The sequence below is a fragment of the Capnocytophaga periodontitidis genome, assembly GCF_016126015.1.
Classification (GTDB): domain Bacteria; phylum Bacteroidota; class Bacteroidia; order Flavobacteriales; family Flavobacteriaceae; genus Capnocytophaga; species Capnocytophaga periodontitidis.
On record NZ_JAEFDB010000024.1, the window covers coordinates 1 to 5,687 of the forward strand.

Here is a 5,687-nt window from a genome sequence, read left to right on the forward strand (position 1 = left end):
ACTCGCAGGAGCATTAAGTGCAGGTGTAATGGGTGGTACATCATCTGCATTAGCTGGTGGTGCTTTTAGTGCAGGATTTTTGGGATCCTCTTCTGCGGCTGCTGTATCCTCAAGTTTCTTTTCAGGTGCAGTTATAGGAGCTGCTTCTGGTCTCACAGGGGGAATAACCTCTGGAATAGGTAATAGTTTAGTCTCAGGTCAAAATATTGGACAAGCACTAAAAAATGGAATTAACGATGGATTAACAGGGGCTGCTTTCGGAGCTATAACAGGTGGTATAGCTGGTGGTATTGATGCTGTAACTGATGGAAGAAACTTTTGGAGAGGAGATAGAAAAATACTTGATGTAGATTTGCCTATCCCCCAAGTAAACCAAATAGGAGATTATGACTGTACTTATGCTTGTGCTGAGAGTATAGATAAGTATTATGGTAATAGTAGAACTCAAAGTTATTTTACTTCTTCTAACCCAAGTTCCACAGGACAAGGACTAACTAATCGAGAAATAGGTAGGATGTATGCTAATGCTGGTTATCGAACAGGTTCAATCTCTATAGATAAAGCTAACCCTGTAAATACAATTAGAGAAATAGCAAACAATATGAGCCAAAGAACAGCCGTATCACTAACTTACGATACGGCAATAAGGGCAATAGGAATGGGAGGACAGAAGTTTATTTTTGCACACGCTACGGTAATTAATAGAGTGAGACTTTATGATAGCGGTCGATTTATTATTAATGTTATGAACCCATCGTCTAATAGTAGTACAAATTCTTTTAGAACTCTTAATAATATGTTTTTAATTTTCAGTATACGTTGATATGCAAATAAAAATTACCTTTATACTATCTTTTGTTATCAATATCCTCTCTTTCTCACAAGAGAGCAATCCTTTTCATTATGACAAAAATATATATAAGGATTCTGCCCTTATATATCTAAAAAAAAATAATATAATAGATATTAATAAAGAAGATATCCTCTCAATTCCAGTTTTAGACCTACAAGGGAAAAAATATAAGTGTGGAGATATGATAGAAAAACTTATTTCTCTAAAAAAAGCTCCTAATTTTCAAATGCTTATAATAAAAAACAAGAATAAAATTCAATTTTTCCAGATGTTTGACTCATATTATAAACTAATGAATAATATTTCTTCTATATATGACCCTCCTATTATATTTGATTCAGAAAACATTGAAAAGAAGTTGATGGATTATCAATGTAAAAATCCTAATAATTTTATTTTTATTATACAACATTTTCACGGTTATTGGGTAATGAAAGAAGGTAAAATATTTAAGATTATAAATAGTAAATGGGGAATTAAAGAAATTGATGGAGATATTTTTTGGTGTGAGAACTATGGAGAAGAACTTACTAATGATATTACTCTCAATGGAGGAATAAAAGTAGGTAAGAAATATTTAACCTGTCCAAATTGTAAAATTAGAAAGAAAAGATAATTGAAAAAATGTATCTTTGCACCGTGATTTAAGTACATTGAAATATTATAGACACTAACTAAGCAAGGCACTTTGATGCCTGGGGCAAAGTGTTAAGCATCACTGACGGCAACGGCAATAAGTTAGAAAACTTACTACTTGACCGCGGTTATACAGGGTACGAGCATTTGGCAAGCGTAGGGCTCATCCATATGAACGGACGTTTGTATGACCCTACCCTACACCGCTTCTTAATGCCCGATAACTATATCCAAGACCCTTTTAATACACAAAACTTTAATAGGTATGGGTATTGCTTGAATAATCCGCTAAAATATACAGACCCCAATGGAGAAATCATTTGGGCAGCTGTTATTGTTGGTGCTATCATAGGAGCAACAAGCTATGCTACCAGCGCAGCTATGAACGATAGTTGGTCGTGGGAAAAGTTTGCTTGGTCAACCTTAGGAGGAGCTGTTATGGGTGCTATTGGTGGTTCTTCAGTGGCAACTTCACTATCGGGAGAGAGTGTCTTAAATGGCTTTATCACAGGGGCATCTTCTGCTCTTATGCCAAGCTACAATGTATCTATAGGTGATTTTAGTGTAGGTCTCTCTTTAGCTATTGCTTTTGGTAACGCTGCAGGAATGGGAGTCAATTTAGGAGCTGGTTACCAAAGCGGAAATTTCTCTATTTCGGGAGGCGTAGGACTTATGGGGTATGTTAATTACAATCGATTCTGGAAGAACAATTTTGAAACACGCTATTCTGCTATGGCTTCTTGGGATGATGGTAAATTAGGTTTGTCTCTTGGAACAAACATCTGGAAAGGTGATTTTGAGCAAAGAACAGGGGTTATAGGACTTCATAGTGGGGATTTTAGAATGATGTATGAAAATGATGGGGGAGCAGGAATTAAACATTTAGGATTAGGGGATAGAAACGATAGTTATAGAACAGCAGCCTTAAATATTGGAATAGGAGATTTTACTGCTGGATTTAATCTTTTTACTGGTAGAAGAACTAGAGACGATCAAAAATATGAAATAAAAGTAGTTAATTCTAAAGGTAAGGAAGAAAATCCTGTAATAAATTATGTAGATAGATTTGGAACTAAATATAAACGAGGTTATGTCAATGAAGTGGGTAAAAAATATCGTTTAGGGGCTTTAACCTTTGGATATGGTGGTTTTCGAGTAGGAGGTAATAGCGAAAAAGTAAGACATGCTATTCAAGATGTGGTTATTCACGGTTTGATAAAAGACAGAGGTTTTGAAAATCAATCTTGGAAATGGGATTCTTTTTATCAGTATAGAACTTATAATCCTTTTACATCATGGTAAAAAGAAGAGTATACATATTATTTTTTTCGTTTATTTTAGCAGGGTTCTTTTCTTGTAAGATGAGTTGGTATTACAATATGAATTGTGATAAAAATTGTAATGACATAGTTATCAATGAAAACATATTTTCAGTGATAGATACAACTCAAATCTATAATATAAATTATATAAAAACAGGGTACGATCGTGTTTTTTGTAAATTCTCTTCTTCAGGGACGATTCAATACCTTTTCTTGGACAACAATGGGAAGTATAAGAATATTCCTAAAAAATATCGTAGAGGAAACTATTATGTACAGAAAGGGAGATTAATCTTAAATGTGTATATAAAATTTCCGCAAGGAGGAGGAAAAACAAAAGAAATTCTCTTAGAAGAATATAATGGTATTCTTTATTTTAGGAATAAGAATGAATGTGAAAAGAGTATAAGGTTAACTCCTATCAATGCAAAATACAATCAACAATAGTTTTTATACAAAATTGGAAACCTTTTTATCAGTATAGAACTTATAATCCTTTTACATCATGGTAAGAAAAGTTTTCTATATATTATTTTTCGTCTCAGTATTGGCAAATACTTTTTCTTGCCAAATGATGAATAGAAGTAGATATAAAAATTGTAATGATATAATCATTACTGAAAATATTTTTTCACTAATAGATACTACTCAAATTTATAATATAGAGGATTTAACTTTAAAAAATAGGAATCATCCTTTCTTTTGTAGATTTTCTTGTGATGGAAAAATTATCTTTCTATTTTCAGAAAACAGAAAAGAATATAAACATATTTCTAAACTATCTTATCGAGGCTTTTTCTATGTAAAAAATAAGCATTTATTTATGAAAATATATTTTAGACACCCACAAGGAGGGATAAGAACAAAGAAAATCCTTACAGCTGTGCGTGATGGAATTCTCTATTTTAGATATGAAGATGAATGCGAAAAGAGTATAAGGTTAACTCCTATCAATGCAAAATACAATCAACAATAGTTTTTATACAAAATTGGAAACCTTTTTATCAATACAGAACTTATAATCCTTTTACATCTAGGATGATAGATAGAAAATGGAATTCTTATTATCAATATTTAACCCCTAATAAGTATACATTATGGTAAGAAAACTATTCGCAATATTATTTTCTATATTTCTGATTTCTTGTAGTATATGGCACAATAAAAAATATTTCACGTTAAGAGAAAATATAAAAATTGATAGAATACAAAACAAAGGATATTATTATAGTATATACACAAATAAGGAATGTATAGATTGTGATGGAGGAAAATTCATACATATGCGTGTTTTTCTAAATAATGGATATATGTACTATGTGCAGAATGGATTTGGAAATAAATGTGATGGCAATATTGCCACCATAGATTGTTCTATTCAAAAGTCTGAAAAAATGCTAAATGAGCAAATGGATATTTTTTTAGACACTTCGAAACAAGGAACATCTAATATTTTTTTATGGAATTGGGGAAAATACAATATCAGAAATGACATTATCACAATTCAATATTTTTATAATGTATTTGGTGATTATTATTTAATAGAAGAAAAAGGAAAAGTAATTGATTCATCTTCTATTCACCTATTTTATCGAAAAAATTATAGAGACAAAAGGAATGTTCTTATTAATGAGACATATCTCTTTAAGGAATACAACATTGAGAAATTGTATGATAAGATACCAAAGAAAATTATGAGTTTAAGATGAAATACTTACTCCTTACATCCTTATTAATCAGCGTATTTCTCCACGCGCAGGAAGAAAAACCTATCACTACGGCGTTTCCGTTTTTGTCTATTAACACCGATGCCGCTGCTGCGGGTATGGGCGAGGTGGGGGTGTGCTCGCAGCCAAACGTTTTTGCGCAACGTAACAACGCTGCTAAGTATATTTTTGCGGAAAACACCTCGGGCGTTGGGGTGAGTTATACACCCTATCTCAATAAACTTGTAAAGGACATTTTTCTGGGGAATATCACCTATTATAAACGTACACAACGTAGCGCGTGGGGCGCAAGTCTGACGTATTTTAGTATCGGCGATGTGAGTCTCACTCAAGATTTCGGTGGAAGTGCTACCGTGCTGGGCAGTTTTCGTCCTACTGAATTTACCTTTGACCTTTCGTACAATCTCAGGCTCAGCGAGCACTTTGCAATGGGTGTGGCGGCGCGCTATCTCAATTCTAACTTACAATTGCCCACAGACAACAAGGCAGTAGCACGCGGATTAGGCTTTGACATCTCGGGCTATTACACTTCTGCGTTTCACCTGATAGGGAACTACACAGGAAGTTATAGCTTTGGATTTCAGCTTTCTAATATTGGGGCAAAAGTAAAGTACGACGACTTAGGCAAATCGTTCTTTTTGCCGACCAACCTAAAACTCGGTGCAGCTTATAACCTACAAGTGGATAGCTATAACCGCTTTTCAGTACTTACAGAGGCTAATAAACTTTTAGTACCCATAGAAAGTGATGAGAACAAAGATTTTATCGAAGGTATGTTCACTTCGTTTAGTGATGCACCTAACGGCTTTAAGGAAGAGCTTCACGAGATCAGTTGGGCAATAGGAGCAGAATACGCCTTTGATGAGCAGCTTTTCCTGCGTACGGGTTATTTTCATCAGCACAAACTAAAAGGCGATAGGCAATACTTGACTGTTGGGTGTGGGTTCGCTTTCCGTTCGTTCCAGTTCGATGTGTCGTATTTGTTTTCAACAACAACCACAAATAACCCATTGAGTTCTTCTATGAGGACATCGTTACAATACGCTTTTTAAACTATAATTTACAATAAAAACTCACGACTTCGGAGTGCTACATTCTGCGCTCCCTTGCGCACAAGTAGTTTTGAGCAGCTTAAAAGGTTTTCAGCTG

Annotated in this window: 6 protein-coding genes and 1 pseudogene; all 7 read left to right on the forward strand. The window is 34.0% G+C overall.

All coding sequences use genetic code 11. The annotated features are described in order from the left end of the window. Positions 1–823: pseudogene (locus tag I7X29_RS14985) on the forward strand (hypothetical protein); the annotation flags it as partial. A gap of 1 nt (position 824) precedes the next feature. Continuing rightward, complete coding sequence (locus I7X29_RS14990) at positions 825–1,469, forward strand: hypothetical protein (RefSeq protein ID WP_198475836.1); 645 nt, start codon at positions 825–827, stop codon at positions 1,467–1,469. 89 nt (positions 1,470–1,558) lie between these two features. Then, positions 1,559–2,791: a polymorphic toxin type 23 domain-containing protein gene (locus I7X29_RS15730; protein WP_198475838.1), complete on the forward strand. Its 1,233-nt coding sequence runs from the start codon at positions 1,559–1,561 to the stop codon at positions 2,789–2,791. Positions 2,792–2,922: 131 nt separating this feature from the next. Then, entirely contained in the window at positions 2,923–3,258 is a 336-nt protein-coding gene (locus tag I7X29_RS15000) for a hypothetical protein (RefSeq protein ID WP_225883790.1), read from the forward strand. A gap of 124 nt (positions 3,259–3,382) precedes the next feature. Then, entirely contained in the window at positions 3,383–3,787 is a 405-nt protein-coding gene (locus I7X29_RS15005; RefSeq protein WP_198475842.1) for a hypothetical protein, read from the forward strand. 121 nt (positions 3,788–3,908) lie between these two features. Beyond that, positions 3,909–4,520, forward strand: a complete 612-nt coding sequence (locus I7X29_RS15010; protein ID WP_198475844.1) for a hypothetical protein — start codon at positions 3,909–3,911, stop codon at positions 4,518–4,520. Then, the gene (gene porV / locus I7X29_RS15015) at positions 4,517–5,590 is read left to right on the forward strand and encodes a type IX secretion system outer membrane channel protein PorV (RefSeq protein ID WP_198475846.1); all 1,074 of its coding nucleotides are present in this window, start codon (positions 4,517–4,519) and stop codon (positions 5,588–5,590) included. Before I7X29_RS15010 ends, porV begins: the two co-directional genes overlap by 4 nt. Positions 5,591–5,687 lie beyond the last annotated feature (97 nt).